Origin of the sequence: Ottowia sp., assembly GCF_047601385.1 — a bacterium.
Taxonomy (GTDB): Bacteria; Pseudomonadota; Gammaproteobacteria; order Burkholderiales; family Burkholderiaceae_C; genus Ottowia.
Genome location: NZ_JASGJP010000001.1, coordinates 3,568,031 through 3,592,440 on the forward strand (window position 1 = coordinate 3,568,031; position 24,410 = coordinate 3,592,440).

Genomic DNA, 24,410 nt, shown 5'->3' on the forward strand with positions numbered 1-24,410 from the left:
CTATTCACTTTTAATTTGATAGCTGCTGACGCAGTCTGGAAGCCGGCTGGCGGCGAATTTCATCCTCATGCCTTGTCTCCTCAAGTGTCCTGGGTGGAGGCTGCTCCCGCAGGATGCAGCAGTCGGCCGGGATTTCGGGCCGGCGCGACAGCCGCTGGCGCGCCTCTTCCAGTCTGCCGGGCATGATGCTCACGTCGTACTTGCGCTGCTCATAGTCAAAAGAGAGCATCGTCAGCAGAAAATCGCCGGGAGTACTCAGATGGAGGGCAAGGGTATCTTGAATGAGGCCCTCCACCCGCTGGATCTGGGCGCTGCTGTACGGATACGAGACCACCTCCACCTCGCGCAGGTCGGGGTCGCGTTGCAGGTGCTGCAACTGCTCCGGCTTGGGCTGATGGACATACCCCCGGAAATGGGGAGCGCCCAGCAGGCGGTCGTCCCATCGCCCCGACAACAATTGATGGCCAAACAATGCCTGAAGGGTGGGCCAAAACTGGGCGTTTTGTACCGAGGCGTGTTGTTTGAGGCCGTGCTGAAGGAGGACCGCTTCGGGAAACGCGTTGATCGATTGGAGGCTGGGATATCGAACGTCGTACGTGCTCATGAGGGCCGCCTTCCCTTGAGGATGCCCCGCTTCCCGCATCAGGCCCTCTTTTCGAAGGCGCTGCGCAAGCGCCTCCGCCTCGCCCAGCGTATAGGCGGAAGGGGCCAATTGCACGTTCGGCAGTTGGGGGTCGGTCTTCACGCGCGCGATGTCCGCCGCGCTGAGGTTTTTGACGAAGTAAAGAATCCTGGGTTGCGGCGGGTCCAGCGCGAGCACGTAGCCCAGGTAGCGGCCGGCAAACATGTGGTTCAGTCGCGGTACCTGTGCTTCGGCGGCTGCGCGCTGGGCGGGATATCGCAGCACCAGGTCAATGGGAAGACTGGCGATGCTTTCTTCGTTTGCGCCGCCGGCGTTGTAGCAGCAGTCCTCCAGGAATTCGATCTTCAACGCCCGAATCTGCTCGGCGCTGAGCTGTTTTGAAGCGGCCGGCACCGGCTGCGCCGCGCACACGCCCATCGCGAGCGTGCAGGCCATCAGGCTGGCAGCCGCTGATCGGACGAACAGTCGAAGGCGCATGAGGGTGTCTATCTGGCGAGTTGTGGCTAGTGCACGCGCTGATGCCTGAGAGCGCTACACGCCCTGCTTCAGGCTGGCCTCGATGAACGCATCCAGGTCGCCGTCCAGCACCTTCTGCGTGGCGCTGATCTCCACGCCGGTGCGCAAGTCCTTGATGCGGCTGTTGTCCAGCACGTAGCTGCGGATCTGGTGGCCCCAGCCGACGTCGGTCTTGCTGTCCTCCAGCTTCTGCTGCTCCTCCTGGCGCTTGCGCATCTCGTGGTCGTACAGGCGGCTGCGCAGGCGGCGCCAGGCGACGTCGCGGTTGCTGTGCTGGCTGCGGCTGTCCTGGCACTGCACGACGATGCCGGTGGGCAGGTGCGTCAGGCGCACGGCCGAGTCGGTCTTGTTGATGTGCTGGCCGCCGGCGCCGCTGGCGCGGTAGGTGTCGGTGCGCACGTCGGCGGGGTTGATCTCGATCTCGATCGAGTCGTCGATCTCGGGGTAGACGAAGATCGAGGCGAACGAGGTGTGCCGCCCGCCGGCCGAGTCGAACGGGCTCTTGCGCACCAGGCGGTGCACGCCGGTCTCGGTGCGCAGCAGGCCGTAGGCGTATTCGCCCTCGACCTTGATGGTGGCGCCCTTGATGCCGGCGGTCTCGCCCGGCGTCTCGTCCTCGATGTCGGTCTTGAAGCCCTTGCGCTCGGCGTACTTCAGGTACTGGCGCAGCAGCATGCTCGCCCAGTCCTGCGCCTCGGTGCCGCCGGCGCCGGCCTGGATGTCGATGAAGGCGTTGCTCGGGTCGGCCGGCTGGTTGAACATGCGGCGGAACTCCAGGTCCTCGACCTTGGCGGCCAGCTGATCCACGTCGCCGTCGATGGACAGCAGAGCGGCTTCGTCGCCCTCGTCGCGGCTCATCTCGTACAGCTCGGCGTTGTCCGACAGGCCCTGCGCCAGCTCGTCGAGCACCGTCACCACGCCGTCCAGCGCCTTCTTCTCCCGGCCCAGCTCCTGGGCCTTCCTGGGGTCGTTCCAGACCGCCGGGTCTTCCAGCGCGGCGTTCACGGTCCTCAGGCGTTCGGCCTTGGCAGGGTAGTCAAAGATACCCCCGTAGCGCGCCCGTGCGCGCGCGCAGGTCGTCGATGCGGGAGCCGATCTGGTTGATGCGTTCTGCGTCCATGGTGTGTCCTTGCGTGAGTGGCGCGCGGCGGCCCGCGCGGAACCCACGATTTTCGCACGCGGGGCGCGCCGGATCAGGCCAGGAACGACTCGATCAGCTCGGCCACCGCCCGCGGCTGGTCGTGGTGCAGCATGTGGCCGGCGTCCGGCACCACGGCGACGCGGCAGTCGGGCACGTGCTTCAGCCGCTCGTGGTACTCGTCCAGGGTGAAGCGGTGCTTCCACCACTGGCTCAGGCTGTCGCCGTCGGCCTCCACCGCCAGCACGGGCGCGGTGATGGCGGCGTACAGGGCCAGTTGCTCCTCCACGCGGAACAGCTGCGGGTTGACGACCTTGTGCGCGGCGTCGCCCAGGATCCGCCACTGGCCGCCCGCGTCCTGCCGCGCCCACTGGCCGGCCAGCCAGGCGGCCTTCTCGGGCGGCAGGCGGGGGTTGGTCTTTTGCAGGCGCTCGGCCACGGCGTCCAGGCTGGGGTAGGGCCGCATGGCGATGCCGCCCTCGCGCAGCTGCTTCAGCTCGTCCAGCCACTGCGCCAGCCGGCGCGGCGCGCTGGTCGGCCGCATGGCGGGCATGCCGAAGCCTTCCAGGTTCACCAGCCGGCGGATGCGCGCCGGCCGCGCGCCGGCGTACTGCATGGCGACGTTGCCGCCCATGCTGTGGCCGACCAGATCGACCTGCTGCGCGCCGGGGGCGTAGTGGTCGAGCAGCGCGTCCAGGTCGCCCAGGTAGTCGGCGAAGGCGTAGTGGTCGCACGGCGCCGGCGGCGTGGTCAGGCCGAAGCCGCGCCAGTCCGGCGCGATGATGAGGCGCCCGCCGGCGAAGGCTTCGCCGAACGCGTCCACCACGAACTGCCAGGAGGCGCCCACGTCCATCCAGCCGTGCACCAGCACCAGCGGCGGCGCGTCCGGCGCGGGCGCGCCCCAGCGGGTGACGTGGGCGTCGAGGTGGCGCAGCGGCAGGGTTTCGCTGCGGCCGGGGCGTTGCGGGGTGTAGGTGGTGGTCATGGGCCACGATTATTTCTCGTGCCGCGCCGCGGAAATGAACAAACCGCCCGAAGGCGGTTTGTCAGGGCGCGGGGAGGCTGGATCAGCCGCGCCGGCGGCGCAGGCGCGCGGCACCCAGCCCGGCGGCCATCAGGCCGAGCAGGGCCAGGCTCCATTCGGTCGTGGTGGGCACGGCGGTCACGGTCGGGATGCTGGGAGTGGTGGTGGCGCAGTTGCCGGTGAAGGGCATGGGGTTGCTCCATTCGTCAATGTCCATCTGCACGCCGCCGGCCTCGCTCGAGTTGTCATACATCACGGCGCCACCGTCGAGACCGTAGAAAACGCCGTTCATGTCGTTGGCGAACCAGCTCACCACCCCTGGCGAGAAGTTGCTGGCGGTGTAAGCGCTGGCAGGAACGTTTTCGTCAGTGACTTCGCTGAACACGCTCGTCAGCACGCCGCTGGCGTCGGTGGTGACGGTGCCAAGGGCGGTCGCAGGCGGCCTGGCGACGAGGTTCTGCATGTACACCACGTTGCCGGCGTTGTTCATGTGCCAGATGGCGCAGGTCAGATGGGCCGGCCCCCAGGTCTGCGACTGGGCGGTGCTGCCCCCATTGTCGAACACGAAGGTGACGGAGTAGGTCTGGCCGTCGATGACTCCAGGGGGGAGTGGGTACCCTTCCGAAGTGTCGATCACGCCGTTGTAGGTGATCCCATAAGGCGCAGCCGCGGCGGTGGCGGCGAAGCCCGCGAGCAGGGCGGCGCTCAGCGCGCGCCTGAAAACGGGGAGGGAGGAAAAAGGCATGGTGTTGTAGAGCAAGTGGTTGAATGGACGAGCCACCGCGCAACTGCCTGCGTGACTATCGGCGCGATTTATTCACACGGCCGCAACAGCGGTCAATATCACGAATGGCGTATGGACAAAGACTTCGTCGCGGCTTAACGCCTGATCGGACGCGCCAGACTCGTTCACGGCTTCTGAGCCGGCAGCGGCGCTGGGTTATGGTTGCGCCTTTCCCGACAACGGACCGGCACCGACATGAACACCATCCCCCTGGGCGCCAGCGACCTGCGCGTCACCCCGATCTGCCTGGGCACCATGACCTTCGGCGAGCAGGTGGCCGAAGGAGATTCGCACGCCATCATGGACCGCGCCGTCGAGCGCGGCGTGACCTTCTTCGACACGGCCGAGATGTACCCCGTGCCGCCCAGCGCGCCCACCTACAGCCGCACCGAGACCTTCATCGGCAACTGGTTCGCCAGCCGCCCCGGCATGCGGCAGAAGCTGGTGCTGGCCACCAAGGTGGCCGGCCCCTCGCGCGGCATGCCGTGGGTCCGCGAAGGGCAGGGCCTGACGGCTGCCGACATCGAAGCGTCGTGCAACGCCAGCCTGAAGCGCTTGCAGACGGACGTGATCGACCTCTACCAGATCCACTGGCCTGAGCGCCACGTGCCTGCCTTCGGCAGCCTCTACTACGACCCGAAGCACGAGAAGTCGCAGACGCCCATCCACGACCAGTTGGAAGCGCTGGCCAGGCTGGTGCGCGCCGGCAAGGTGCGCCACATCGGCCTGTCGAACGAGACGCCCTACGGCGTGCACGAGTTCGTGCGCCTGGCCGAGCAGCATGGCCTGCCGCGCATCGCCAGCACGCAGAACCCCTACTGCCTGATCAGCCGCACCTACGACAACGGCCTGGACGAGACCTGCCACCGCCTGAGCGTGGGCCTGCTGGCCTATTCGCCGCTGGGCTTCGGCCTGCTGACGGGCAAGTACGACGCCACCGGCTTCCACGCCGCCGACGCCCCGCGCGGCCGCATGAGCCTGTACGAACGCATGAAGAGCCAGCGCTGGGGCCGCGAGGCGGCGCTGGCCGCCGCGCGCCGCTACAACCAGCTCGCGCGCGACCACGGCCTGACGCCGACGCAGCTGGCGCTGGCCTTCTGCTACCGCTCCTGGCGCGTGGCCAGCACCATCATCGGTGTGACCTCGCTGGCGCAGCTCGACGAGGATCTGGATGCGTGGAGCGTGCAGCTCTCCGACGACGTGCTGGCCGCCTGCGACGCCATCCGCCTGGAACTGCGCGACCCCGCGAATTGACGGCCGTGGCCAAGGCCCAGCACGTCAGCGAGACGCCCGCCACCGCGCTGCTGCGCGCGCACGGCATCGCCTTCACCGAGCATCCCTACGAGTATGTGGAGCACGGCGGCGCCGAGCACAGCGCGGCGGTGCTGGGGTTCGACCCGTTCAGCGTGGTCAAGACCCTGGTCATGCAGGACCAGGACGCCAAGCCGCTGATCGTGCTGATGCACGGCAACCGCAAGGTCAGCACCAAGGCCCTGGCGCGCCAGATCGGCGCCAAGTCGGTGGAGCCTTGCAAGCCCGAGGTGGCCAACCGCCACAGCGGCTACCTGGTGGGCGGCACCTCGCCCTTCGGCACGCGGCGCGCCATGCCGGTGTACGTCGAGCAAACCATCCTCGATCTGCCGCGCATCGCCCTCAACGGCGGGCGGCGCGGCTACCTGATCGGCATCGATCCGCGGGTGTGCGTGCAGCTGCTGGGCGCCAGGCCGGTGCAGTGCGCCATCGATCTCTAGTGGCAAAATAGGGTTCCCGCGCTTGTCCATCAAGCGCCAGCAGCTATGAATTCAGGAGTATCCATGCTCGGGCCCATCCTCGCGGCGCTGGCCGCGTACCTGGTCGGTTCGCTCAGCTTCGCCGTCATCGTCAGCCGCGCCATGGGTCTGTCGGACCCGCGCACCTACGGCAGCGGCAACCCCGGCGCCACCAACGTGCTGCGCTCCGGCAGCAAGGCGGCGGCTATCGTCACGCTGCTGCTCGACGCCGCCAAAGGCTGGCTGCCGGTGATGCTGGTCAAGTGGTTCGGCGCCGCGCACGGCCTGGGCGAGGGCACGCAGGCGCTGGTGGGCGTGGCGGCGTTTCTGGGGCACTTGTACCCGGTGTTCTTCCGCTTTCAGGGCGGCAAGGGTGTGGCCACGGCGGTGGGGGTGCTGCTGGCGTTCAACCCACTGCTGGCGCTGGCCACGGTGCTGACCTTCGCCATCATCGTGTTCTTCTTCCGCTACGTGTCGCTGGCCTCGATGGTGGCGGCGGTGTTCGCGCCGGCCTACTACCTGATGGGCGACGGCGTGGCCTGGGCCGCCTCGGGCGAGAAGACGCTGGCCATGGCGGCGATGGCTCTGCTGCTGATCTGGCGCCACCGCGAGAACATCCGCCGCCTGCTGGCGGGCACCGAATCGAAACTGGGAAGCAAGAAGAAATGACCACCATCACCCGCCTGTGCGTGGCGCGGCGCTACAGCGAAGCCGCCGTATTCAACGGCGTCGTCTATCTGGGCGGCATGGTGCCCGAGGGCGGCGCCACCGACATCCGCGGCCAGACGGCCGACGTGCTGGCGCAGATCGACGCCCACCTGGCCGCCTGCGGCAGCGACAAGTCGCGCATCCTGCGCACGCAGATCTTCCTGGCCGACATCGCCGACATCGCCGCCATGAACGAGGTGTGGGACGAGTGGGTGGCCCCCGGCCACGCGCCGCCGCGCGCCACCGTGCAGGCGGCGCTGGCCGACCCGGCGTGGCGCATCGAAGTGGTGGTGACCGCCGCCGTGGGAGGTTGAGCGTTCAGCGTGCGGTTTTCCCGCTCAACGCTCGACGCCCAACGCTGAACTTCAATATTAATAGCTGTCAGCGCTTGTCTGGCGGGCCCTGGAGCCCGATTTTGTTTAAAGCTCAGCGCTTGATCAGCATCATCTGATCGCCGTCGCGCCGCATGTTGAAGCGCGACAGGTAGCTGTTGCCCAGCAGCACGTAAGGCATGCCGATGGGGGTGACGACGGCGTCCACCTCGTAGGCCACCACGTCGCCCACGCGCAGCGTGGGTATCTTGAAGGTCCAGCCGATGGCCATGCCATTGGCCGTGGCCATGCGCACCTGCCGGCCGTTTTGATAGGCCAGGCCCAGCCGGTCCGCCTCGGCCTGGCCGATGGCCACCACCGAAGCGCCCGTGTCCACCATGAACTGCACCGGCCGGTTGTTGATGCTGCCCTGCGTGAGGAAGTGGCCGCGCCCGTCGGCCGTGAGCGCGATGCGGTCGCCGCCGGCGGGCGCCGCGCCGCCCACGCTGGCCGGCGCCTCGCCCACGCGCAGCGTCAGGCGCTGGCCACCCGCCAGCACCACCGCCTGCTCGCCGCTGGTGGACAGCACCTTCACGCCCTGCCAGGTCTCGCCCGGCGCCACCGCGCGCGGCACCCCGCCCACCACCAGCAGCGCCTTGCTGCCGAGCATGCCCTGCAGGCTGACGGCCTGCGCGCACGCGGCGCCAGCGCCCAGGGCCAGCATCAAGACGGCCAGCGCGCGCATGAGGTCAGTCGCGGAAGTTGTCGAAAGACAAAGGGAGATCGGCCATCTCTTTGCGCACCAGCGCCATCACGGCCTGCAAATCGTCGCGCTTGGCGCCGGTGACGCGCACCGCATCGCCCTGGATGGCGGCCTGCACCTTCAGCTTGCTGTCCTTGATGAGCTTCTGGATCTTCTTGCCGTCCTCGCTGGCGATGCCGCTGCGCACCTTCACCGCCTGCTTGACCTTGTCGCCGCCGATCTTCTGCACCGCGCCCTTGTCCAGGAAGCGCACGTCCACGCCGCGCTTGGTCAGCTTGCCGCGCAGGATGTCTTCCACCTGCTGGAGCTGGAACTCGGCGTCGCCCAGCAGGGTGATTTCCTTGTCTTTCAATTCGATGGCCGCGCTCGTGCCCTTGAAGTCGAAGCGCGTGCCGATCTCCTTGGCGGCGTTCTCCACCGCGTTCTTCACTTCCACCATGTCGGGTTCGCAAACCGTGTCGAAGGAGGGCATGGATACCTCTTGAATTGCATGTCGAATGCGACAATTCTCCCATGATCGTGGAACGCAACGTGCCCCTGCAGCCGCTCAACAGCTTCGGCATCGCCGCGCGCGCCGCCACGCTGGCGCGCGTGCGCGGCGGGGCCGACGTGCGCGCGCTGCTGGCCGACGCCGAACTGGGCGCGGCACCGAAGTTCGTGCTCGGCGGCGGCAGCAACATCGTGCTGACGGGCGACGTGAAGGCCGTGGTGCTGAAGGTCGAGGTGCCCGGCCGCCGCATCGTGGGCGAGACGGCGCGCGGCACCGTCGTCGAGGCCGGCGCCGGCGAGAACTGGCACGACTTCGTCGCCTGGACGCTGGCGCAGGGCCTGCCCGGCCTGGAGAACCTGGCCCTGATCCCCGGCACCGTGGGCGCCAGCCCGGTGCAGAACATCGGCGCCTACGGCGTGGAATTGCAGGACCGCTTCCACGAACTCGATGCGATCGACCTGCACAGCGGCGAGCCGTTCACGCTGAACGCCGGGCAGTGCGGCTTCGGCTACCGCGACTCGGTGTTCAAGCACGCGGCAACGCCCGGCGGCCTGGGCCTGGCCGGCCGCGCGCTCATCCTGCGCGTGCGCTACCTGCTGCCCAGGGTGTGGCAGCCGGTGCTGGGCTACCTGGACCTGGAGCGCCGCATGCACGAGACCGGCATCGCCGCGCCCGACGCGCGCCAGGTCTTCGACTGGATCGTCGCCATCCGCCGCGCCAAGCTGCCCGACCCGGCCGTCATCGGCAACGCCGGCAGCTTCTTCAAGAACCCCACCGTCACCCCCGAGCAATGCCAGGACATCATCGGCCGCGACCCGAAGGTGGTGCACTACCCCATGCCCGACGGCAGCGTGAAGCTGGCCGCCGGCTGGCTGATCGACGCCTGCGGCTGGAAGGGCAAGAGCGTGGGCAACGCGGCGGTGTACGAGAAGCAGGCGCTGGTGCTGGTCAACCGCGGCGGCCCCGCGCAGCCCGCGACGGGCGGCGAGGTGATGACGCTGGCCAAGGCGATCCAGACCAGCGTGTACGAGCGCTTCGGCATCCGGCTGGAGCCGGAGCCCGTGGTGGTGTGAGGGCATCGATCATGGCAGCAGGAAGACATCACTCAGGAACTTCTGACAGCAGCGGCGGAAAGGGGCATGCCACCGCGATGCCAGGCCGCCCAGGATTTATTCCCATGGCCCGGCGCCTCGCAGCAGTGCTGGCCGCCGTGACTTCGAGCACGGGTTTCATCGCGCCCTCCCTTGCAGCGGCGCCGTCATGGCAAGAGGACGACATCGAGGCGCAGGGGCCATTGGCCCGCTTGCAGGGCACCTTGCTGATGCCCCGAACTTCAGGGGAGCGTTCGCCGCCCGTCGTCCTGATCGTTCCCGGTTCCGGGCCCACCGACCGCGACGGCAACAGCCCGCAGGGCCTGCGGGCAGGCACCTACCGTCTGTTGGCCGAGGGCCTCGCCGCGCGAGGCATTGCCAGTGTGCGCATCGACAAGCGGGGCCTGTTCGGCAGCGCCGCCGCGGTGCGCGACGCCAACGACGTCACGGTCGGAGACTACGCGCACGACGTGCGCCAATGGGTCGCCGCCGTGCGTGCGCGCACGCAGGCGCCTTGCGTGTGGGTGGCGGGACACAGCGAGGGCGGCGTGGTGGCGCTGAAGGCCGCGCAGGACGGCACGGGCATCTGCGGGCTGGTGCTGGCAGGCACGCCCGGCCGGCCGCTGGGCCAGGTGCTGCGCGCGCAGCTACGCGCCAACCCCGCTAATGCGCCGCTGCTGGAAGCCGCCGACCAGGCCATCCAGACGCTGGAGGCAGGGCGGCGCGTGGACATGGCGACGGTGCCGCCTCCGCTGCGGCCGCTGTTCCGCCCGGCCATACAGGGGTTTCTCATCGACAGCTTCGCCATCGATCCGGTGCGGCTGGCTGGCGCCTACAGGGGGCCGATGCTGATCGTGCAGGGGGCGCGCGACTTGCAGATTGACGCCGACAGTGCGCACCTGCTACGGCAGGCGGCGCCGCAGGCCGAGCTGGTGATGCTGCCTACCGCCAACCACGTGCTCAAGCCCGTCGCCAGCGACGACCGTGCGGCCAACATGGCGACTTACGGCCAGGCTGATCTGGCGCTTGCCCCGGGCGTGGTGGAGGCAGTGGCGCAGTTCGTGGCGGCGCATCCCGCGCGCTGATGGCGGCGCCGTCGCGTCCAAGCCGATGCTCGACACCGGCGCGTGCGAGCGCTTCGAAACCCGGTCGGAGCCGGTGGTGGTGTGGCAAGCGGCCACTTCAGAGCGCGTATAGTGTGCATAATTCTGTACAACCTCTGAAGGTTTTCCTCGCATGGCCATTTCCGCCGCCGACGTGATCCCGCTCTCCCAGGCCAGGGCCACCCTGTCCGATTTGGCTGACCAGGTGCGGGCAGGGGCCGAGAAGATCATCACCAAGAACGGTGAAAGCTACGTGGCCCTCATCGACGCCCAGCGGCTGGACTACTACCACCGGCTGGAGCGCGAGCGCATCCACCTGCTGCTGGTGGACGAGGCCAGCAAGGGTCTGGCCGACGTGGCCGCGGGCAAGGTGAAGGGCGCCCGCGGCGCGTTGTCCGCCCTCAAGCGCCGCCGCGTGGCCCAGGGCGCTGGCTGACCGGCCGCCTCGCACCGTGACCGCCAGGCACGCCGTCAAGCTCACCGCCCATTTCGAGCGCAACCTGGCGGAGATCGAAGCCTTTCTGCTGGAGGCCGAGGCGCCGCACGCCTTCGATACCCTGCTGGATGAACTGCTGGAAACCACCCTCCCGAATCTGGAGCACTTTCCGGGCATGGGTCGCCTGTTCCTTGAGCGGCCCGCGCGTTCGGTGGAGGTCGCCAATGGCATGGCACGCCTGGCCCGGCAGCTTGGCGCCCTCGCCAAGGACGGCGAATTGCGCGAATATGTGATGGCGCACTACCTGCTGCTGTATGCGCGGATCAAGGGCACGGTGTATCTGCTCTCGATCCGCCACCAGCGGCAGCTTTCGTTCGATTTCCAGGCGCTGTGGCGCGGCAGTTGACGTGTTTTGAGGGCGCAGCGCCCGCCAGTCCTGTGCCGGCAGCTACTGTTATTGAAGCAAACCACTTGTCTCTGCGCACCATCGAAATCTTCCGCCTGCGCCGCGTGCGCGACAAGCCGCGCGCGCTGGCCGTGATGCAGGCGTTCGCCGGGCTGGGCGCCGATGCCGCGCGGCATGCGCTGGACCAGGCCATCGGCGGCGGCAAGCCGAGGTTGCAGCTGCCGGACGACGAAGCGGCGCGCGCATGCATCGCCGCGCTGGCGCCTGCCGGCTTCATCGCACGCTTCGCGGCGGCGGCGGACTTCGATGCGCAGGCGCGGGCGGAAGCGGCGATCCTGGCCGTCGTCCATCGCCTGCCGAGCGAGGTCGGCGACGGCGCGGGCGCGCTGCTGCTGGCCGGCGACTGGCAGGCCGCTCTGGCGATGTGCGTGCAGGCGGCGCACGCGGGCGGCGCGGGTGGCGGCGGTGCGGGGCGGCTGCTGCGCGAGGCGGCCCTCGAAGCCGGCGTGCAGCCGGGGGTGCAGGGCAACGGTTGACGCCGCGCCGCTTACCGCTTCAGACCGAACGAAAGGGAAGACGACATGCGTTTGTCCACCGTGATGGCCGTGCTGCTCATCGGGGCGGTCCTGTACTTCGTCATGGCCGTCATCCGGGCGGTGGCCGTTGGGCGGATGGAGGGCATGCAGGACGAGGCGCTCGCGTACCGGCGGAAGGCCGTGCGCGCAGCCGTGTTCGGCGCCGTGGCGCTGGCCGTCATGCTGCTCACCGACTGGTTCTGAGGCGCAGGCCTGTCTTGCTCAGCGCGGGCCTTCGACCTGCATCGGCCCCGAGCCGGGCAGGCGCGTCACCAGGTCGGCGCCAACCAGCCGAGCCGGGGTGTAGGCGCCGCCCGCCGGGGCGTGGTTCATCAGGTGCTCGATCACGGCCACCGCCCCGGTGACGGTCACGCTGTACACGTTGGCGGTGCGGATGCGCGCGGTCACGGTCTGGCCGCGTGCGTTGCGCGCCTCGCCCCAGACGAAGGTGGGCAGCCTGGCGCGGGTGCGCTCGTCGGGCCCCTGCACGGCCAGGTCCACGCCGGCCTTGAGCATCTGCTGCACCCACGGCAGGGCGAACCACGGGCGCAGGTAGTTCGAATAGCGCGCGCCCGCCACCACCTGCGGCGGCGCCGGGACGAACACCTCGATGTTCGAGATGCCGGTGGTGTGGAAGGCGGTGGAGACGTCGCCCCACGGGATCGTCATGGCCGTCTTCTCGCCGTCGCCGAAGTCGATGCGGCGCACGGCGTGGGCCAGCGGAACCGATACCAGCTTGCCGTCCCGGCGCACCTTGCCGCCCGCCGACAGCCCCTCGGCGCCGGTCTTGGCGGTGCCGGGCGAGGCGCCGCCTCGCGAATCGAAGCCCAGGGCCAGGTGGGTGGCGTCGGGCAGGCGCTCCTTCAGCACGGCGGCGATGCAGTCGGTGGGGACGACGTCGAAGCCCACGCCGGGGCACAGCACCACGCCGGCCGCGCGCGCCCGCGCGTCCAGCGACTGCGCCAGCTCGAACACGGCGATCTCGCCGGTGATGTCGAGGTAGTGCGCGCCGGCTTGCAGGCAGGCGTCCATCATCGGCCGGGCGGTGGCCGAGAAGGGGCCGGCGCAGTGCATCACCAGCGCGCAGCCTTCGAGCTGCCGGGCCAGCTCGGCGGCGTCGTCCAGGCCGAAGATCCGCGCATTCAGCCCCAACTCGCGCGCCAGCGGTTCGATGCTTTCGCGGCGGCGCCCGGCCAGCTCGGGCTTCAGGCCGCGTTGCACCGCCTCGCGCGCGATCAGCTCGCCGGTGTAGCCGTTGGCGCCGTAGATCAGCCAGCGCGGGTTCCGGGGGGAACGGGTTTTGCGAGGCATGGTGTGTTTCTCCATGGATGGTCGGGACGATTCGGTGGCGGGGCCGCCCGCTGGCGCGCCGGGGCTGATGGCCGGTGGCGTCGAAGACCCGGCCCGGCATCCAGCCGCTCAGCGCCATGCCCCGCATGGTAGCCATAGCGACGGCGCCCACGCGCGCGCCGGCCAACGGACCAGGCGCAGTGTCCGGCTGAGGGTATTCCCGAATATTGCCTTGGGGAGTTTGTCAACGGCGTGATAGTTGGCGCGTGCCCGCGGCTCCTACCATGCGGGTCGTCCCATACCTCTGAGTCCATCTCTTGCCTCCCCAGCCGGCCGGCGCGACGCCGGACCGACCCAGGAGAACACCCCCATGAAACACCCCGATACCCTCATGGCCGCGGCCGCGGCCGATGCCGGCGAGATGGCCAACTACCCCATGCACTACATGGGCGCGCCGGTGGCGATGACCACAGCGCCCAATGGCGCCGTCATCGGCGAGAAAGCGTTCCACGCCCGCAGGGCGGTGGGCTACCACGCGCTCACGGTGGAGCAGGTCGCCGAGGGGGTCTGGCTGGTGGGCGGCTACTCGATCGCCAACACCGCCGTCATCGAGGCGCCGGAGGGGCTGATCGTGTACGACACCGGCTCCGACCGCGAGGAGGGCCTGCGGCTGCGCGCCATCATCGAGGAGCAGATCAGCCGCAAGCCCGTGCGCGCCGTCATCTACAGCCACAGCCACTACGTGCACGGCACGGGCGCGCTGGTGGACGACGCGGCGCAGGTTCCCGTCTACGGGCACCCGCTGCTGAACGGCTCCATGGGCGGCAGCGGCTTCGCCGCCATTCCGGAGCTACTGCCCGTGCTGATGGCGCGCCTGCTGGTGCAGTTCGGCAACTTCCTGCCCGACGAGGGCGAGGATGCCGCCCTGGGCGCGCGCATCACGAAGAAGGGCACCGATGCGTTCCTGCCGGTCACGCGGCCGGTACAGAACGGCGAGACGGTGCGCGTCGCGGGCATGGACCTGCAGTTCTTCACCGAGCACGTGTCGGATGACCACAACGTCACCGTATGGCTGCCGAAGCAGAAGGTGGTGCTGAACAACTTCTTCTGGCCCGGCACGCCCAACCTGTACACCATGCGCGGCGCCATCTACCGCGACCCCCAGGTGTGGCGCGACGGCCTGCGCGTGATACGCGACCTGCAGCCCGAGCACCTGCTGAACACCCATGCGCGGACCATCTCCGGCGCGCGGCAGGTGCAGGAGGCGCTGACGCGCTACATGGACCTCATCACGCTCACCTACGACCAGACCCTGCGCGGCATCCTGCGCGGGCTGGGCGCCGAGGAGCTGCGCCACTTCATCTACCAGCCGCGGGCGCTGAGCGAGCCCTACTACAACGCCCAGACCTATGGCGAAACGCCGTGGTTCCCACCGGCGATCTACCAGTACCAGATGGGGTGGTACAACGGCGATGCCACCGAACTGATGCGGCTGCCCCCGGGCGAGTCGTCGGCCCGGCTGGTGGCGCTGATGGGCGGGGCGGACCAGGTCGTCGCCGCGGCCCAGACCGCGTTCGACAAGAAGGAGTACGCCTGGGCGGCGGAGCTGGTGCAGCACGTCTGCCGCATCGACCCGGACCATGCCGCGGCGCGCGCCCTCAAGGTGCGGGCGCTGCGCGTGCTGGGGCAGGTATCGCCGTCGTCGATCGGCCGCGCCTTCTGCCTCAGCGCGGCGCGCGCGCTCGAAGGCAGGGAGAACGTGCCCATCGCCGTGCCGCCCGCACCCGGGCTCGTCACGGCTGATCCGGCGCGCTACGTGAACATGTTCCGCGTGCGCATCGATCCGCGCCGGGGCGAGCACGTGGACAAGGTGCTCAGCTTCCGGTTCGGCGACAAAGCGGCGGGGCTGCACGTGCGCAACGGCATCGTCGAGTTCCTGCCCGAGCCGGCGCAGTACCTGCGCCAGGCCGACATCGCGCTGGCCATGGACGCGGCGGTGTGGGAGCGGCTGTACCTGGACCCGGCGGAATTCGCGGCCCTCGCGCAGTCGGGCCAGGTCAGGGTGACCACCGGCAGCGTGGAGGAGGCGGCCGCCGTGTTCGCGCTGTTCGACCGGCTGGGCGCCGCCTGAGCCGCGGCCGGACACTGATGCGCGTTCAGCCGACTCTGGCCAGCCGCCCGGCCCTTTCGCGCACGCGCCAGTACAGCCAGCCGGTGATGCTCAGGTTCAGCAGGTTCCAGCCGATGCCGTTGACGAAGGCCGCGCGGTAGCTGCCGGTGACGTCGAAGATCCAGCCGCTCATCCAGCCGCCCAGCGCCATGCCCAGCATGGTGGCCATGATGACGGCGCCCACGCGCGCGCCGGCCTCGCGCGGCGGGAAGTGCTCGCGCACGATGATGGCGTAGGACGGCACGATGCCGCCCTGGAACAGCCCGAACAGCGCCGAGATCAGGTACAGTGGCACCAGCCCGTCGAACGGCAGGAACAGCAGCAGCGCCAGCCCTTGCAGCACCGAGCCCAGCAGCAGCGTGCGGATGCCGCCGATGCGGTCGCAGATCAGGCCCGAGACCAGCCGGCTGACGATGCCGCTGGCCAGCATCAGCGACAGCATCTCGGCGCCGCGCGCGGCGCCGTGGCCCAGGTCGGTGCAGTAGGCGACGATGTGCACCTGCGGCATGGCCATGGCCACGCAGCAGGCCACGCCGGCCACGCACAGCAGCCACTGCGCGTGCGCGGGCGGCAGGCCGAAGGGCCGGTCGCCGCGCACCGCCACGCCAGCCGCCGCCGGGGCGGCCGGCGCCACCGCCGGCGGGCGCTGGCGCATGCGCAGCGCCAGCAGCGCCATGCCGGTGCCGCAGAACAGCCCCAGCGCCAGGTAGGTGGGCCGCCAGCCGTAATGCTCGATGCCCCACTGCGCCAGCGGCGGCCAGACGGCGCCGGCCACGTAGTTGCCGCTGGCGCAGATCGCCACCGCGATGCCGCGCCGCCTGGCCCACCACAGGGTGGTGTCGGCCATCAGCGGCGCGAAGGTGGCCGCGCCGCCCAGGAAACCCAGCAGCGCGTGCGCCGCGCCGAAGGCCCAGATGCTGCCCGAGAAGGCGGCCCACAGGTAGCCGCCGCACACCGCCGCCGCGCCCATCGCCAGCACGCGGGCGATGCCGTGGCGGTCGGCCAGCCGGCCGGTGAGGATGCCGCCCAGACCGAGCCCGACCATCATCAGCGTGTAGGGCACCGACGCCGCGCCGCGGCCGACGCCGAACTCGGCCTGCGCCGCCGGCAGCACCACCGACACCACGTACATGCTGCTGTTGCCCAGCGCCACCAGCCCCAGCGTGGTGGCCAGGCGCCAGGCGGCGGTGCGCGAATCGATCAGGCTGGCGTCGGCGGGCGCCGCGTCTTGGTGCATGGCGGCGAGCGTAGCATGGGCACCAGGGCGGTGCGTGTTGCGCCGCGCGGCCTTGTCTTATAAGTAAAAAGTGCCTCCAGCGCTTGTTGGACAAGCGCCGGCAGCTATTGAATGGATAGCTGACGGCCTACAGCGCCAGTTCCCAGTGCTCGCCCACCAGGTCCTGGCCGTAGCCGTGGTAGGGCTCGCTCCTGACCAGCTGGAAGCCGCGCCGGGCGTAGATGGCGCGCGCCGCCAGCAGGTTGGCGTTGGTCCACAGCACCATGTGGCGGTAGCCCTTGGCGCGGGCGAAGGCGATGCATTCGTCCGTCAGCCGCGCGCCCAGGCCCAGGCCGCGCGCCGCGAAGCCGACCAGCACCAGGCGCAGCTTGGCAACGGTGTCGCTCTCGCGCACCACGAAGGCGCAGCCGACGCGCTCGCCGTCCAGCTCGGCGATGAAGCCGCGCTCCCAGGCGGCGTCGTGCGTGCGGATCATCCGGGCCGCGATCTCGGCCACCAGGGCCTCGAACTCGCTGTTCCAGCCGAACTCCCGCGCATACAGCGCGCCGTGCTGCTGCACCACCCAGCCCATGTCGCCGGGGCGCGGCTCGCGCAGCACGATGGTGCGCTGGGGCGGGGCGGCGGCCGGCTCCAGCAGGCCCTGGGCGGTGCGCAGCGCGGCGACGAGCTGCGCGCGCCGGTCCGGCGCCAGCCCCGCCAGCAGCGCCGCCATCTGCTCGCGCGAGCGCTGCTGCAGCGGCTCGAACGCCGCCCAGCCGGCGGGGGTGAGCGAGAGGCGCTTGCGGCGCGCGTCGCCGTCGGCGGTCTCGCGCGCCAGCCAGCCCTGCTGGGCGAAGCGGCGCAGCACGCGGCTGAGGTAGCCCGGGTCCAGCCCCAGGTCGCGCGCCAGGTCGGCGGCCGAGCAGCCGTCCTGGTGCGCCAGCTCGTACAGGATGCGCACCTCGGTCAGCGGCAGCGGGCTGTCCAGGTACGGCGCCAGCACGCCGATGCGCTGGGTGTACGTGCGGTTGAAGGTGCGCAGCAGCTTGACGTCGGCGGGGTCGATCTCAAGGTTCATGCGACGGCAGCATAGGCCAATTAATTGCCAAAAGCAATCAATTGGTTGCCTTGGCCGTCATGAAGCGGCGCCTGCCGGCCGCTCAGCCGAAGCGGCAGATGTAGTGGTAAGCCTCGGCCACGCGGATGTCGAACGAGGAGTTGGCGGGCACGCTGAACCGCTCGCCGGGGCCGGACCGCTTCCATTCGTCGCTGCCGGCCAGCTTGTATTCGCAGGCGCCGGCCACGCACTCCATGACCTCGGCGGCGCCGGTGTTGAAGGTCAGCGTGGCGGGCAGGATCACGCCCACGCTGGCCTTGCTGCCGTCGGCGGCCTGGAAGCCGTGCGAGACGCACTTGCCGTCGAAATAGACGTTGGCCTGGGTGCTGAGGGTGACGTTGGGGAGTTGGGTGGTGGTCATGCGGCTGTTCCGGGCAAAGCGGGGATGTTAGCCGCGCGACAATCCATGCCATGCCTGTTCCCCGCACCCGCTTCGTCCTGATCGAGACCAGCCACGCCGGCAACGTGGGCGCGGTGGCGCGCGCCATGAAGGTGATGGGCTTCGACGACCTGGTGCTGGTCAACCCCCGCTGGCCCGACGTGCTGACCCGCCCCGAGGCGGTGGAGCGCGCCAGCGGCGCCGACGGCGTGCTGGCGCGCGCCCGCATCGTGCCCACGCTGGACGAGGCGCTGCACGGCATGACTCACTTGTGCGCCACGGCGATGACGCCGCGCGACTTCGGGCCGCCCACGCGGGCGCCGCGCGCGCATTTCGATATGCTATTGAAAAAAGAGCTGCCAGCGGCGGATGGGCGGGCGCTGGAGCCGGTTTTTGCTTTGAACGAACCGCAGGGCGTGGCCTTCCTGTTCGGCTCCGAGCGCTACGGCATGAAGAACGATCATGTCTACCGCTGCCACGTCGCGCTCAGCATCCCGACCAACCCCGCCTATGGCTCGCTCAACCTCGCGGCGGCGGTGCAGCTCGTGGCCTACGACTGGCGGCAGGCGTTGTCGGAGCGGTTCGGCGGCTTCGACGTATTGCCCGCCACCGCGCCGCCGCGCCACGCCGACGCGGCGCAGCTGGCCGGCATGCTGGCGCACTGGGAGCAGGCGCTGGTGGACATCGGCTTTCTCGACCCCGCCGCGCCCAAGAAGCTGATGCCGCGCCTGGCCCAGCTCTTCAACCGCGCGCAGCCGACGCAGGAAGAGGTCCACATCCTGCGCGGCATCGCCAAGGCCATGCAGGCAGCGCGGCAAGGGCCGGGGCGCTAGACTCGGCGGCCCACGAACCCATCACCGGAACCGATGTTCGCCCGCCTGCGCTCCGACATCCAGTGCATTCTCGACCGCGACCCTGCCGCGCGCAGCACGTGGGAGGTGGTGACCTGCTACCCGGGCCTGCACGCGATCTGGCTGCACCGGCCCGCGCACTGGTGCTGGGCGCACGGCTTCAAGTGGCTGGGGCGCTTCATTTCGCATTTCGCGCGCTGGCTCACCGGCATCGAGATCCACCCTGGCGCCAGGATCGGCGAGCGCGTGTTCTTCGACCACGCCATGGGCGTGGTGGTGGGCGAGACGGCCGAGATCGGCGACGGCTGCACCATCTACCAGGGCGTCACGCTCGGCGGCACCTCGCTCTACAAGGGCACCAAGCGGCACCCCACGCTGGGCCGCGACGTGGTGGTGAGCGCCGGCGCCAAGGTGCTGGGTGGCTTCGAGGTGGGCGACGGGGCAAAAATAGGCAGCAACGCCGTGGTCATCAAGCCCGTGCCGGCGGGCGCCACGGCGGTGGGCATTCCGGCGCGCATCATCCTGTCGAAAGAGGGCGAGAGCGCCGACGTGACCGAGCCGCAGCGCAAGTTCTCGGCCTACGGCATCACGCAGGAGGACGACCCGGTCAGCCAGGCCCTGCGCGGCCTGATCGACGGCACCGCCAGCCAGGAGCACCAGATCGCGCTGCTGTGGCAGGCGGTGGAGAAGCTGGCCTGCCGGATCGACCCCGACTGCGTGCCCTGCGACGCGGCCAAGGAAGAGCGCTTCCCGGCCGAGAAGATGAACGAGCTGGTGGGCAAGTAGCCGCCGCTTACCTGACCGGCCGCACCGCCGACTTGGGGCGGAACGCCTTGCACACGGCGTCGTTCGTTTCCAGGTGCGGCCCGCCGATCAGGTCGATGCAGTAGGGCACGGCGGCGAAGATGCCGTGCACCACGGGCTGGCCGTCGGCGTCCTTCAGGCCCTCCAGCGTCTCGGCGATGGACTTGGGCTGGCCGGGCAGGTTGATGATGAGGCTGCGCCCGCGGATCACCGCCACCTGGCGGCTCAGGATGGCGGTGGGCACGAAGCGCAGGCCGATCTGCCGCATCTGCTCGCCGAAGCCCGGCATCACCTTGTCCGCCACGGCCAGCGTGGCCTCGGGCGTGACGTCGCGCGGCGCCGGGCCGGTGCCGCCGGTGGTCAGCACCAGCGCGCAGCCGGCGGCGTCGGCCAGCTCGATCAATGTCTGGCTGATGCGGGCCTGCTCGTCGGGGATCAGGCGCGGCTCGAAGGTGACGGGGTTCTTCAGGGCGCGCGTCAGCCAGTCTCGCAGCGCCGGCAGGCCCTGGTCCTGATACGTGCCGCTGGAGGCGCGGTCGCTGACGGAGACGATGCCGATGCGCACCGGGTCGTGCGCCGAGGGTTGTTCGGAAGACATGAGATTGCTACTGTAAAAATAGCTGCTGGCGCTTATTCGGCGCGGTCTTCATCGGTATTTTATGCCCCATCAGCCTGCGCCAGCGCATCGCGCAGCAGCTGGAACAGCTCGCGGTAGGCGCGGCCGTGGCGCGGCGCCTGGCCGGTGGTCTGGGCGTGGTTGGCCTCGGCGGCGGGCGGCGCGTCCTTGCGCGCCTGGCGCACCAGCGCGCGCAGCTGCTGCAAATCGGTGCCGGGGAACTGCGCGGCCCAGGCGCCGGCGGCGGCGTCATCGGCCAGCAGGCGCTCGCGCCACTGCTCGGCGGCGTGCAGGCGCAGCGTGTCTGCGGCCGAGCCCTTGTGCTGCTCTTCCAGCGCGGCGCGGATGGCGGCGATCTGCGCATCGTTCAGCAGGCGCATCTGCTTGCCGACGAACTGGCTCTGGCGCCGCCGGCCCTCGAAGTTGCTGATGCGCCGCAGCTCATCCAGCGCGTCCACCAGCCGGGCGGGCAGCGCCAAAGGCTCGAACAGGCCGGCGCGCAGCGTCAGCAACTGCTCGCCCAGGTCTTGCAGCTCGGCGCTCTGCGCCTTCAGCTCGGTCTTGCTGGGGCCGCCCTCGCGCTGCTCGCGCTTGAGTTCCTCGTCCAGTTCGCTGCCTTCGGCGACGAACTGGCCGCGCACGAAATAGCCTTTTTTGGGTTTGCGGGACATGGGGTGGTTATCCAGGCACCTGATAAGCAATGAAGGCCGCGGAGCAGGCCATGTCAGCGAACGCCGTGGCCGGGCTTGTACCGGCCACCAGCGTCGTCCCCCCGTGGGGGGAAGGCGCGAAGCGCCTCAGGGGGGCACGTCAGTATGATAGCCGCCACCATGCAAGATGTTTCCAAGCCCCTGGAGGGCTTTTCTTATTCCCGCGCGTTCTTCGAGGACCTGGTGGACAGCGCGCTGGCGCACGCCAAGAAGCTCGGCGCCACCGACGCCGGCGCCGAGGCGTCGGAGGGCTCGGGCCTGTCCGTCGGCGTGCGCCAGGGCGCGCTGGAGACGGTGGAGCGCAACCGCGACAAGTCACTGGGCGTGACCGTGTACATCGGCCAGCGGCGCGGCAACGCCAGCACCTCGGACTTCTCGCGCGCCGCCATCGAGCGCACCGTGCAGGCCGCCTACGACATCGCCCGCTTCACGGCGGCGGACCCGGTGGCCGGCCTGCCGGACGAGGCCGACATCGCCACCCCCGACATCGTGGCCCGGCAGCCCGAGCTCGACCTGTTCCACCCCTGGCCCATCACCAGCGAGCAGGCCGCCGAAATGGCGCTGGCCTGCGAGCGCGCCGCCTTCGCGGTGGACAAGCGCATCACCAACAGCGAGGGCGCCGGCGTGTCGGCGCAGCAGAGCCACTTCTTCAGCGCCCACACGCACGGCTTTCGCGGCGGCTATGCCAGCTCGCGCCACAGCCTCTCGGTGGCGCCCATCGCCGGCAAGGGCGACGGCATGCAGCGCGACTACTGGTACAGCAGCATGCGCGACGCGCGTGCGCTGGCCGGCCCCGAGGCCGTGGGCCGCTACGCCGCCGAGCGCGCGCTCAGCCGCCTCAAGAGCCGCAAGATCAGCACGCGCGAATGCCCGGTGCTGTTCGAATCGCCGCTGGCCGCCGGCCTGCTGGGCGCCTTCGTGCAGGCGGTGAGCGGCGGCGCGCTGTACCGCAAGACCTCGTTCCTGGTCGATTCGCTGGGCAAGCCGGTGTTTCCCGCGCACATCGACGTGCTGGAAGACCCGTTCGTGCGCGGCGGCAAGGGCAGCTCGCCGTTCGACGAGGAGGGCGTGCGCGTGCAGCGCCGCCAGGTGGTGGAGGGCGGGCGCGTGCAGGGCTACTTCCTCAGCACCTACTCGGCGCGCAAGCTGGGCATGCGCACCACCGGCAACGCCGGCGGCTCGCACAACCTCACGCTGGCTTCGCGCCTGACGCGGCCGGGCGACGACCTTCAGGAGATGCTGCGCAAGCTGGGCACCGGCCTGTTCGTGATCGAGCTGATGGGCCAGGGCGTGAACTACGTCACCGGCGACTACTCGCGCGGCGCCAGCGGCTTCTGGGTGGAGAACGGGCGCATCGCCTACCCGGTGCAGGAGATCACCATCGCCGGCAACCTGCGCGACATGCTGATGGGCATCGAGGCCGTGGGCGCGGATGCCTACAACTACGGCGCCAAGACGGTGGGCTCGGTGCTGGTCAACCGCATGAAGGTCGCGGGGAACTGAGTTTCAAGCCAAATCGGCCTCTAGCGCCCGCCAGTCAATCGCGGGAAGCTATAAAAAATATAGCTCAAGGGTTGTCTTCGCGGCGCTGGCCGCGACCGCCGCGCTCGCGCTCGCGTTCACGCTGAGGCGGCGGCGCGTTGGCGCGCTCGCCGCCCATCGGGCGGCGGTCCATCTCCGGCGCGGCGCGCGGTTGCGCCGGCGGCGTCACGCGCTGGGGCGACTGCCGCAGCGGCTGCTGCTCCAGCGGGCGCTGCGGGCGCTCCACGCCGCCGCCGGGCCCGTGGGCGCGTGGCGACGCGGGGGGCTGGGCCTGGGGCGCCGGCAGGCTCTCGGTCTGGCGCTGCGGGCGCGGCGCTGCCGCGGCGTCGCCGCGCGGCAGGCCGCGCCAGTCGTCGGAGCGGGGGCGCTGCGGCATGGCCGGGCGCTCGCCGCCGCTGGGGCCGGGCATGCGGCCGACGGGCGCCGACGGGCGGCCCGCGGCGTCGTCGCCGCGCGGCGTGCCGCCGCCAAGCGTGGGGCGCGGCAAGGGCGTGGGCACGGCGGTGGCCGGCGGCCGCTGGTCGGGGCTGCGCCCGATGTCGGGCCGTGGCCGGGGCGACGCCGGCGGCGCTGGGTTGCCGCGCGCCGGCGGCGGGACGGCGCGCAGGCCCTCCAGCGCGCCGGGCGGCAGTTGGCGGCCGTCGCCGAAGCGCGGCGCGCGCGCGCGCGGGTCGCCACCGCCGAAGCCGCCGGGCGGCGCCACGCTGATGGCCTCCGGCCGCCGGATGTAGCGGTAGCCGCCGGGCGGCGGGCGGTGGCCGCCCCAATTCAGGCGGCCGAGGTAGCGGTCGCTGGCGCGGTAGCCGGGCTGCCAGTATTCGCCCGGGGCCAGCGGGAACCAGGCCGCCGCTGGCAGCCCGCCGCCGACCGCAATGCCCCACTGCGTGCCGCCGCTGCCGCCGCCGACGAAGCCCACCAGCGCCGGCGCATAGACCGGACGGCGCGCCACCGGGCCGGGCACCCAGGCCCAGCGCGGGCCGATCTGTGCCCAGCGGCCGTAGTGCGAGGGCGCGAAGCCCCAGGGCGCGTCGTCCACCCAGGTCCAGCCCCAGGGCTCGACCCAGGCCCAGCGGCCGTAGCGGTAGGGCGCCCAGTCGGCGGCCGTGACGGTGGGGTACCAGACGGCGCCGTAGTCCGCGTCCTGCGCCCACTCGCCGTGGCTGTCGAGCAGCTGGTAGCCGGGCGTGTCGCGCGAGACGTAGCGGGCGGAGATGGACTGGTTCTCCTGCGCGTCGCGCGCGGCGGCCCACTGGTCCAGCCCGTCGCGCGGGCCGGCGGCGCCGCGCTGCGCCATGGCCAGCGCGCGGCCGGCGAAGACGGCCTGCTGGCGGGCGCCGACGGTGGTGGACTGGCCGGCCTCGCCGTACACCGCGGCGGCGCCGGCGTGCACGGTGACGCGCGTGGTGCCTGCGGCCGGATCGACGTCGATGCGGTATTCGCCCGGCTGGCTGGCGACCACGGCCAGCTGCGGCGTGTCGATCTCCACCCGCTCGCCGGGCTGGAGTTCGCGCACGCGCACCGACAGCGCGCCCTCGGTCAGCGCCACCTGGGTGGTGGCGTCGTCCAGCTGGGTGACGTCGAGGCTGGCCTTGCCGGTCAGGCGCAGCACTGTCCAGCCGCCGTGCAGCTCGGTGCGCGAGCCGGGATCGGTGGCGAGGCGGGTGCCGGTGGTCACCGGCCAGTTCAGCGCCGCCTGGGCCCATTCGCCGCCGCCGGGCGAGGCGAGCCAGGCGCCGCCGTCCTGCGCGCTGACGTAGGCCACGCGCGCGGGCGGGTCGGCGTCCTGCTGCTGCGCCCAGCCGATCAGCGGGGTGGTTGCCAGCAGGGCGGTGGCCAGCAGGCGGCGCAACGAAGAAAAAGAGAGGGTGGTATGCATGGGCGGGTGTGGCGCGGGCAGAAGGTGCCCGTGTCCGGCCCATTCAACGCGCCAGTGCGGGCCTCGGTTTGCGCGCCCGGAG

At 70.6% G+C, this 24,410-nt stretch carries 27 protein-coding genes; 14 read left to right on the top strand and 13 right to left on the bottom strand.

The window, feature by feature from the left end; all coding sequences use genetic code 11:
* Positions 1-10: 10 nt before the first annotated feature.
* The 4 genes from QM772_RS17290 to QM772_RS17305 all read right to left on the bottom strand — a co-directional run bounded on the left by QM772_RS17290 (position 11) and on the right by QM772_RS17305 (position 4,066).
* Positions 11-1,120: a hypothetical protein gene (locus QM772_RS17290; protein ID WP_415138656.1), complete on the bottom strand. Its 1,110-nt coding sequence runs from the start codon at positions 1,118-1,120 to the stop codon at positions 11-13.
* Between the two features lie 54 nt (positions 1,121-1,174).
* A protein-coding gene (gene prfB, locus QM772_RS17295; protein ID WP_415138658.1) for a peptide chain release factor 2 occupies positions 1,175-2,279 on the bottom strand; the annotation gives its coding sequence in 2 pieces (ribosomal slippage) (positions 1,175-2,197 and positions 2,199-2,279; 1,104 coding nt in all).
* 73 nt (positions 2,280-2,352) lie between these two features.
* A complete protein-coding gene (locus QM772_RS17300; protein ID WP_415138660.1) occupies positions 2,353-3,282 on the bottom strand; it encodes an alpha/beta fold hydrolase in 930 nt (309 codons plus the stop codon).
* An 82-nt stretch (positions 3,283-3,364) separates the two neighbouring features.
* Entirely contained in the window at positions 3,365-4,066 is a 702-nt protein-coding gene (locus QM772_RS17305; RefSeq protein ID WP_415138662.1) for an IPTL-CTERM sorting domain-containing protein, read from the bottom strand.
* Between the two features lie 234 nt (positions 4,067-4,300).
* On the opposite strand from QM772_RS17305, the gene QM772_RS17310 reads away from it, so the two are divergent.
* From QM772_RS17310 to QM772_RS17325, 4 genes are all read left to right on the top strand, one after another.
* The gene (locus QM772_RS17310; protein ID WP_415138664.1) at positions 4,301-5,359 is read left to right on the top strand and encodes an aldo/keto reductase; all 1,059 of its coding nucleotides are present in this window, start codon (positions 4,301-4,303) and stop codon (positions 5,357-5,359) included.
* A gap of 5 nt (positions 5,360-5,364) precedes the next feature.
* Positions 5,365-5,856, top strand: a complete 492-nt coding sequence (locus tag QM772_RS17315; RefSeq protein WP_415138666.1) for an aminoacyl-tRNA deacylase — start codon at positions 5,365-5,367, stop codon at positions 5,854-5,856.
* Between the two features lie 63 nt (positions 5,857-5,919).
* Entirely contained in the window at positions 5,920-6,543 is a 624-nt protein-coding gene (gene plsY / locus QM772_RS17320; protein ID WP_415138668.1) for a glycerol-3-phosphate 1-O-acyltransferase PlsY, read from the top strand.
* On the top strand, positions 6,540-6,896 hold the full coding sequence (locus QM772_RS17325; protein ID WP_415138670.1) for a RidA family protein: 357 nt from the start codon (positions 6,540-6,542) through the stop codon (positions 6,894-6,896). The genes plsY and QM772_RS17325 overlap by 4 nt, the downstream gene beginning before the upstream one ends.
* A 112-nt stretch (positions 6,897-7,008) precedes the next feature.
* On the opposite strand, the gene QM772_RS17330 is transcribed toward QM772_RS17325, so the two are convergent.
* Entirely contained in the window at positions 7,009-7,638 is a 630-nt protein-coding gene (locus QM772_RS17330) for a TIGR02281 family clan AA aspartic protease (RefSeq protein WP_415138672.1), read from the bottom strand.
* Positions 7,639-7,642: 4 nt separating this feature from the next.
* Positions 7,643-8,128, bottom strand: coding sequence for a YajQ family cyclic di-GMP-binding protein (locus QM772_RS17335; RefSeq protein ID WP_415138674.1), 486 nt, complete (start codon positions 8,126-8,128; stop codon positions 7,643-7,645).
* Positions 8,129-8,169: 41 nt separating this feature from the next.
* Here QM772_RS17335 and murB point away from each other — a divergent pair, with 41 nt between their 5' ends.
* The 6 genes from murB to QM772_RS17365 all read left to right on the top strand — a co-directional run bounded on the left by murB (position 8,170) and on the right by QM772_RS17365 (position 11,961).
* On the top strand, positions 8,170-9,219 hold the full coding sequence (murB, locus tag QM772_RS17340; protein ID WP_415138676.1) for a UDP-N-acetylmuramate dehydrogenase: 1,050 nt from the start codon (positions 8,170-8,172) through the stop codon (positions 9,217-9,219).
* 104 nt (positions 9,220-9,323) lie between these two features.
* On the top strand, positions 9,324-10,322 hold the full coding sequence (locus QM772_RS17345; protein ID WP_415138678.1) for an alpha/beta hydrolase: 999 nt from the start codon (positions 9,324-9,326) through the stop codon (positions 10,320-10,322).
* Between the two features lie 151 nt (positions 10,323-10,473).
* A complete protein-coding gene (locus QM772_RS17350) occupies positions 10,474-10,776 on the top strand; it encodes a type II toxin-antitoxin system Phd/YefM family antitoxin (protein ID WP_415138680.1) in 303 nt (100 codons plus the stop codon).
* A gap of 16 nt (positions 10,777-10,792) precedes the next feature.
* Positions 10,793-11,182, top strand: a complete 390-nt coding sequence (locus QM772_RS17355; RefSeq protein ID WP_415138682.1) for a type II toxin-antitoxin system RelE/ParE family toxin — start codon at positions 10,793-10,795, stop codon at positions 11,180-11,182.
* Between the two features lie 65 nt (positions 11,183-11,247).
* Positions 11,248-11,718 carry a hypothetical protein gene (locus tag QM772_RS17360; protein ID WP_415138684.1) on the top strand — a complete coding sequence of 157 codons (471 nt, stop codon included), beginning with the start codon at positions 11,248-11,250 and terminating at the stop codon, positions 11,716-11,718.
* A 45-nt stretch (positions 11,719-11,763) separates the two neighbouring features.
* Positions 11,764-11,961, top strand: a complete 198-nt coding sequence (locus tag QM772_RS17365; RefSeq protein ID WP_415138686.1) for a hypothetical protein — start codon at positions 11,764-11,766, stop codon at positions 11,959-11,961.
* Between the two features lie 18 nt (positions 11,962-11,979).
* Here the strand turns inward: QM772_RS17365 and QM772_RS17370 are convergent, their stop codons facing one another.
* Positions 11,980-13,068, bottom strand: a complete 1,089-nt coding sequence (locus QM772_RS17370) for a saccharopine dehydrogenase family protein (RefSeq protein WP_415138688.1) — start codon at positions 13,066-13,068, stop codon at positions 11,980-11,982.
* Positions 13,069-13,417: 349 nt separating this feature from the next.
* On the opposite strand from QM772_RS17370, the gene QM772_RS17375 reads away from it, so the two are divergent.
* Positions 13,418-15,178, top strand: a complete 1,761-nt coding sequence (locus QM772_RS17375) for an alkyl sulfatase dimerization domain-containing protein (RefSeq protein ID WP_415138690.1) — start codon at positions 13,418-13,420, stop codon at positions 15,176-15,178.
* Positions 15,179-15,203: 25 nt separating this feature from the next.
* On the opposite strand, the gene QM772_RS17380 is transcribed toward QM772_RS17375, so the two are convergent.
* The 3 genes from QM772_RS17380 to QM772_RS17390 form a co-directional block, all read right to left on the bottom strand.
* Positions 15,204-16,454 (bottom strand): MFS transporter, encoded by a 1,251-nt coding sequence (locus QM772_RS17380; RefSeq protein WP_415138692.1) that lies wholly within the window; start codon positions 16,452-16,454, stop codon positions 15,204-15,206.
* Positions 16,455-16,581: 127 nt separating this feature from the next.
* On the bottom strand, positions 16,582-17,511 hold the full coding sequence (locus QM772_RS17385; protein ID WP_415138694.1) for a bifunctional helix-turn-helix transcriptional regulator/GNAT family N-acetyltransferase: 930 nt from the start codon (positions 17,509-17,511) through the stop codon (positions 16,582-16,584).
* An 82-nt stretch (positions 17,512-17,593) separates the two neighbouring features.
* Complete coding sequence (locus QM772_RS17390) at positions 17,594-17,911, bottom strand: pyrimidine/purine nucleoside phosphorylase (protein ID WP_415138696.1); 318 nt, start codon at positions 17,909-17,911, stop codon at positions 17,594-17,596.
* Between the two features lie 50 nt (positions 17,912-17,961).
* Here QM772_RS17390 and QM772_RS17395 point away from each other — a divergent pair, with 50 nt between their 5' ends.
* Together QM772_RS17395 and cysE are read left to right on the top strand one after the other, a co-directional pair.
* Entirely contained in the window at positions 17,962-18,762 is an 801-nt protein-coding gene (locus tag QM772_RS17395; RefSeq protein ID WP_415138698.1) for an RNA methyltransferase, read from the top strand.
* 33 nt (positions 18,763-18,795) lie between these two features.
* The gene (gene cysE, locus QM772_RS17400) at positions 18,796-19,566 is read left to right on the top strand and encodes a serine O-acetyltransferase (RefSeq protein ID WP_415138700.1); all 771 of its coding nucleotides are present in this window, start codon (positions 18,796-18,798) and stop codon (positions 19,564-19,566) included.
* Positions 19,567-19,573: 7 nt separating this feature from the next.
* Here the strand turns inward: cysE and mog are convergent, their stop codons facing one another.
* Positions 19,574-20,182, bottom strand: a complete 609-nt coding sequence (gene mog / locus QM772_RS17405) for a molybdopterin adenylyltransferase (RefSeq protein ID WP_415138701.1) — start codon at positions 20,180-20,182, stop codon at positions 19,574-19,576.
* A 59-nt stretch (positions 20,183-20,241) separates the two neighbouring features.
* A complete protein-coding gene (yjgA, locus tag QM772_RS17410) occupies positions 20,242-20,871 on the bottom strand; it encodes a ribosome biogenesis factor YjgA (protein WP_415138703.1) in 630 nt (209 codons plus the stop codon).
* Between the two features lie 159 nt (positions 20,872-21,030).
* On the opposite strand from yjgA, the gene pmbA reads away from it, so the two are divergent.
* A complete protein-coding gene (pmbA, locus tag QM772_RS17415) occupies positions 21,031-22,413 on the top strand; it encodes a metalloprotease PmbA (RefSeq protein WP_415138705.1) in 1,383 nt (460 codons plus the stop codon).
* A gap of 64 nt (positions 22,414-22,477) precedes the next feature.
* Here the strand turns inward: pmbA and QM772_RS17420 are convergent, their stop codons facing one another.
* Complete coding sequence (locus QM772_RS17420; protein WP_415138707.1) at positions 22,478-24,328, bottom strand: DUF6600 domain-containing protein; 1,851 nt, start codon at positions 24,326-24,328, stop codon at positions 22,478-22,480.
* Positions 24,329-24,410: the final 82 nt, after the last annotated feature.

Excerpts from the sequence above, each read along its gene's own strand:
- QM772_RS17290 (WP_415138656.1), bottom strand. The coding sequence starts at position 1,120 with ATGCGCCTTCGACTGTTCGTCCGATCAGCGGCTGCCAGCCTGATGGCC.
- QM772_RS17300 (WP_415138660.1), bottom strand. The coding sequence starts at position 3,282 with ATGACCACCACCTACACCCCGCAACGCCCCGGCCGCAGCGAAACCCTG.
- QM772_RS17305 (WP_415138662.1), bottom strand. The coding sequence starts at position 4,066 with ATGCCTTTTTCCTCCCTCCCCGTTTTCAGGCGCGCGCTGAGCGCCGCC.
- QM772_RS17310 (WP_415138664.1), top strand. The coding sequence starts at position 4,301 with ATGAACACCATCCCCCTGGGCGCCAGCGACCTGCGCGTCACCCCGATC.
- plsY (WP_415138668.1), top strand. The coding sequence starts at position 5,920 with ATGCTCGGGCCCATCCTCGCGGCGCTGGCCGCGTACCTGGTCGGTTCG.
- QM772_RS17325 (WP_415138670.1), top strand. The coding sequence starts at position 6,540 with ATGACCACCATCACCCGCCTGTGCGTGGCGCGGCGCTACAGCGAAGCC.
- QM772_RS17330 (WP_415138672.1), bottom strand. The coding sequence starts at position 7,638 with ATGCGCGCGCTGGCCGTCTTGATGCTGGCCCTGGGCGCTGGCGCCGCG.
- QM772_RS17335 (WP_415138674.1), bottom strand. The coding sequence starts at position 8,128 with ATGCCCTCCTTCGACACGGTTTGCGAACCCGACATGGTGGAAGTGAAG.
- murB (WP_415138676.1), top strand. The coding sequence starts at position 8,170 with ATGATCGTGGAACGCAACGTGCCCCTGCAGCCGCTCAACAGCTTCGGC.
- QM772_RS17345 (WP_415138678.1), top strand. The coding sequence starts at position 9,324 with ATGGCCCGGCGCCTCGCAGCAGTGCTGGCCGCCGTGACTTCGAGCACG.
- QM772_RS17350 (WP_415138680.1), top strand. The coding sequence starts at position 10,474 with ATGGCCATTTCCGCCGCCGACGTGATCCCGCTCTCCCAGGCCAGGGCC.
- QM772_RS17365 (WP_415138686.1), top strand. The coding sequence starts at position 11,764 with ATGCGTTTGTCCACCGTGATGGCCGTGCTGCTCATCGGGGCGGTCCTG.
- QM772_RS17370 (WP_415138688.1), bottom strand. The coding sequence starts at position 13,068 with ATGCCTCGCAAAACCCGTTCCCCCCGGAACCCGCGCTGGCTGATCTAC.
- QM772_RS17375 (WP_415138690.1), top strand. The coding sequence starts at position 13,418 with ATGAAACACCCCGATACCCTCATGGCCGCGGCCGCGGCCGATGCCGGC.
- QM772_RS17380 (WP_415138692.1), bottom strand. The coding sequence starts at position 16,454 with ATGCACCAAGACGCGGCGCCCGCCGACGCCAGCCTGATCGATTCGCGC.
- QM772_RS17385 (WP_415138694.1), bottom strand. The coding sequence starts at position 17,511 with ATGAACCTTGAGATCGACCCCGCCGACGTCAAGCTGCTGCGCACCTTC.
- QM772_RS17390 (WP_415138696.1), bottom strand. The coding sequence starts at position 17,911 with ATGACCACCACCCAACTCCCCAACGTCACCCTCAGCACCCAGGCCAAC.
- QM772_RS17395 (WP_415138698.1), top strand. The coding sequence starts at position 17,962 with ATGCCTGTTCCCCGCACCCGCTTCGTCCTGATCGAGACCAGCCACGCC.
- cysE (WP_415138700.1), top strand. The coding sequence starts at position 18,796 with ATGTTCGCCCGCCTGCGCTCCGACATCCAGTGCATTCTCGACCGCGAC.
- mog (WP_415138701.1), bottom strand. The coding sequence starts at position 20,182 with ATGTCTTCCGAACAACCCTCGGCGCACGACCCGGTGCGCATCGGCATC.
- yjgA (WP_415138703.1), bottom strand. The coding sequence starts at position 20,871 with ATGTCCCGCAAACCCAAAAAAGGCTATTTCGTGCGCGGCCAGTTCGTC.
- pmbA (WP_415138705.1), top strand. The coding sequence starts at position 21,031 with ATGCAAGATGTTTCCAAGCCCCTGGAGGGCTTTTCTTATTCCCGCGCG.
- QM772_RS17420 (WP_415138707.1), bottom strand. The coding sequence starts at position 24,328 with ATGCATACCACCCTCTCTTTTTCTTCGTTGCGCCGCCTGCTGGCCACC.